The organism is Pirellulales bacterium (assembly GCA_036490175.1).
Taxonomy (GTDB): Bacteria; Planctomycetota; Planctomycetia; order Pirellulales; family JACPPG01; genus JACPPG01.
In genome coordinates this window covers 1-3335 of record DASXEJ010000216.1, presented here as the reverse complement: position 1 = coordinate 3335, position 3335 = coordinate 1, and the positions used below count along the sequence as shown (strand labels likewise).

General features: G+C 61.3%; 4 protein-coding genes. 3 read left to right on the top strand and 1 reads right to left on the bottom strand.

The window, feature by feature from the left end:
• Positions 1–369 precede the first annotated feature (369 nt).
• From VGG64_15400 to VGG64_15390, 3 genes are all read left to right on the top strand, one after another.
• Positions 370–1131 carry a hypothetical protein gene (locus VGG64_15400; protein HEY1600988.1) on the top strand — a complete coding sequence of 254 codons (762 nt, stop codon included), beginning with the start codon at positions 370–372 and terminating at the stop codon, positions 1129–1131.
• A gap of 170 nt (positions 1132–1301) precedes the next feature.
• Positions 1302–1715 carry a sulfatase-like hydrolase/transferase gene (locus tag VGG64_15395; protein ID HEY1600987.1) on the top strand — a complete coding sequence of 138 codons (414 nt, stop codon included), beginning with the start codon at positions 1302–1304 and terminating at the stop codon, positions 1713–1715.
• On the top strand, positions 1630–2943 hold the full coding sequence (locus VGG64_15390; GenBank protein HEY1600986.1) for a sulfatase-like hydrolase/transferase: 1314 nt from the start codon (positions 1630–1632) through the stop codon (positions 2941–2943). Before VGG64_15395 ends, VGG64_15390 begins: the two co-directional genes overlap by 86 nt.
• Here the strand turns inward: VGG64_15390 and VGG64_15385 are convergent.
• Positions 2940–3335, bottom strand: a 396-nt coding sequence (locus VGG64_15385) for a YfhO family protein (GenBank protein ID HEY1600985.1), incomplete at its 5' end; no start/stop codon positions are given. The two genes, VGG64_15390 and VGG64_15385, sit on opposite strands and share 4 nt — an antisense overlap.

Genomic DNA, 3335 nt, shown 5'->3' with positions numbered 1-3335 from the left:
AATCGAAGCCGCGGGAAGGAACGCGAGGACGAGCGCGAAAAGGCAATGGCGTTTCATGGGCGTGGTCGTGGGGCTGATGATTCGGGAGGGTGGTCGCATCGCGGCAGGGCAGGCGTGATTCGCATTGCGCGGCAGGCAAGTAGCCGCGGGCACCGTGATGGGGTCCGGCTCCGCAGCCAGCCCATATGATAGTTGGCTGGGACGGCGTTGTCAGCAAGGCAGGTTCAGCAGCTAAAACTCCGAGCCGCGAGAAGACGGAGGCCGCCGACGCACGATAGACGCGAGCGAGAACGCCTCGTTAAGATGACGACGCCATCGAACCTTTTCGCAAGGTGGCGAGACTGCTTTTCAGCCCATGTTGAGCCTGCCATGAACTCGCTTGCAAGTGCCGCCGTCATCTTTGGATGCGCCTTTGGCGGGGTGTGGATCGGCATGATTCTACGTGGGCGGCTTCCGGCGGCACACTTGAGCAAAGAGTCGCAGGACGTGGTGACACTGGCCACTGGGTTGGTAGCCACGATGGCGGCTCTTGTCTTGGGCCTGCTCGTGGCCGGGGCGACGTCACAGTTCGATTCGCAGAGGGACGGCTATAACGAGTTGGCAACCAATCTGATCCTGCTCGACCGCTCGCTGGCACGCTACGGCAGCGAAACCAAAGCGGCCCGCGAAGCCTTGCATCGCACGGTCAAGCTGGTCATCGACCACCTGTGGCCTGCCGAGGGATCGGGCGGGGTGGACTTGAACTTTGCCGATTTGACGGCGCGCGGCGCGGTTCTGTATGAAGCGATTCGCGATCTTTCGCCCACCAACGACGCCCAGCGATCGATTCAATCGCAGGCGCTGGCGACGTGCACCGAGCTGGCCAAAACGCGCTGGCAATTGAGCCTGCAAGACGAGACGTCGATCCCGACACCGTTTCTCGTCGTGCTGGCGTTCTGGATCTTGATTCTGTTCACCAGTTTCGGGCTTTATTCGCCGCGGAACTCGACCGTGGTCGTGGCGCTGTTCGTATGCGCCTTGTCGGTGGCCGGCGCCGTGTTTCTGATTGCGGACTTAAGCCAGCCGTTCGATGGCCTGATCCAGGTTTCCAGCAAGCCGATGCGAACGGCCCTGTCGCAACTCGGACAATGACGGAGCGTCGCGAGTTTTCTGCGCGCCGATCTCAGCAATCGGCCGCGCTGGCTTCAAAACCGGTCCTTCAATAAGCGCCGACGTTTGGTTCGACTTTGCTCGACCGCCAACTATAATCGCGCGCTGGCGATGACTTCTGAATTCGTGATGGGTCAAAAGAGGGTACACCGATGAAAACCGCGTCCGTTTTGAATTGCGGGTTGTCGCTGCTGACCGTGCTGTGCGCGATGCATGGAGCCGGCGCTACGGTTTCTGCGGCAGAGAAGCGGCCCAACATTCTGTTCATCGTTTCGGACGATACCGGTTACGGTGATCTTGGACCTTACGGAGGAGGCGAGGGGCGCGGCATGCCCACGCCGAACATTGACCGGCTCGCCAGCGGCGGCATGCAGTTCTATTCGTTCTACGCCCAGCCAAGCTGCACGCCCGGCCGCGCGGCAATGCAGACCGGCCCGCAGCGGCATGACCACCGTGGCCTTTCAAGGTCAGGGCGGGGGCTTGCCCAAGGCGGAATGGACGCTCGGCTCGGTGCTGAAGTCGGCCGGTTACAAGACGTATTTCACCGGCAAATGGCACCTGGGTGAAGCCGGCTATGCGCTGCCCAACGCTCACGGCTACGACGTGATGGAGCACTGCTTCCTCTATCACTGCAACGCCTACACCTATGGCGATCCGACCTGGTTCCCCGACATGGACCCCAAGCTGCGCGCCATGTTCGACAAAGTCACCAAGGGTTCGATGTCGGGCAAGGCGGGCGAGCCGGCACATCAGGACTGGAAGGTGAACGGCCAATACGTGGACACGCCGGACAAGGGCGTCGTCGGCATTCCGTTCATGGACAAATACGTCGAGGCATCCGGCATCAAGTTTCTGGAGGAGGCCGCCAAGAGCGATCAGCCGTTCTTCATCAACATCAACTTCATGAAAGTCCATCAGCCGAATCTCCCGGCTCCAGAGTTCGTCCACAAGTCGATGTCCAAGAGCAAATACGCCGACTCGGTGGTCGAGCTGGACGCCCGCATCGGCCACATCATGGACAAGCTGCGCGAGCTGGGTTTGGACAAGAACACGTTGGTGTTCTACACGACTGACAACGGCGCCTGGCAAGACGTGTATCCCGATGCCGGCTACACGCCGTTCCGCGGCACCAAGGGCACGGTGCGCGAGGGCGGCAACCGCGTTCCCGCCATTGCCAGTTGGCCGGGCAAGATCGCGGCCGGCGCCAAGAACCACGACATCGTCGGCGGCCTGGACCTGATGGCCACATTTGCCGCCGTAGCGGGAGCGAAATTGCCCAAGCAGGATCGCGAAGGCCAGCCGATGATTTTCGATAGCTACGACATGTCGCCCCTGCTGCTTGGCAAGGGCAAGTGTGCCCGCAATTCGTGGTTCTACTTCACCGAAGACGAGCTCTCGCCTGGCGCCTGCCGCCTGGCCAACTACAAAGCCGTGTTCAATCTCCGGGGCGACGACGGCGCCAAGACCGGCGGCCTCGCGGTGGACAGCAACCTCGGCTGGAAAGGCCCGAGCTCGTATGTCGCCACCATTCCGCAGATCTTCGACCTCTGGCAAGATCCGCAGGAGCGCTATGATATCTTCATGAGCAACATTACAGAGCGGACTTGGACCATGGTGCCGATCAGCGCAGCGATCAAGGACTTGATGAAAACCTACGTGCAGTATCCGCCGCGCAAGCTGCAAAGCATGACATACACCGGCCCCATCACGATTTCCAATTATGAAAAGTTCGAGTGGGTGCGCGAGCAGCTCAAAAAGGAAGGCGTCAGCCTTCCGCTACCCGTGGGCGACTAATTGTCGCGAGATCCCAGCGCAGCCAGCTCCCGGATGTGTCGCTCGGAATCGACCAATGGCATGGTTGGGACAAGCGTCGCACGAGCCGGGCGATGGCGGCGCATCTCCGCCAGGGTGGAAGCGAGCATCCCGATCACCAGCGACGATCCGGCGGCCAGGCCGATCAGGGCGACGCCCCAGGCCAGCGCGTTTCTCCATGTGGGAGCATAGATGAATTCGATGGTGTGTTCTCCCGGTGCGACCCGCACCGCTTTGAATGCCAGGTTCGCCCGACTGATCGGCGTGCTCTTGCCGTCGATGCGTGCTTGCCATCCCGGGTGCCACGCATCGGCATAGATCAGCCAGGCAGGCTGCGACCCCTCGACGATGGCGCGCAATCGAATTTTGTTCGA

What these genes read in the sequence shown, in the direction of transcription:
- VGG64_15400 (HEY1600988.1), top strand. Translation starts at nt 370, where the DNA reads ATGAACTCGCTTGCAAGTGCCGCCGTCATCTTTGGATGCGCCTTTGGC.
- VGG64_15395 (HEY1600987.1), top strand. Translation starts at nt 1,302, where the DNA reads ATGAAAACCGCGTCCGTTTTGAATTGCGGGTTGTCGCTGCTGACCGTG.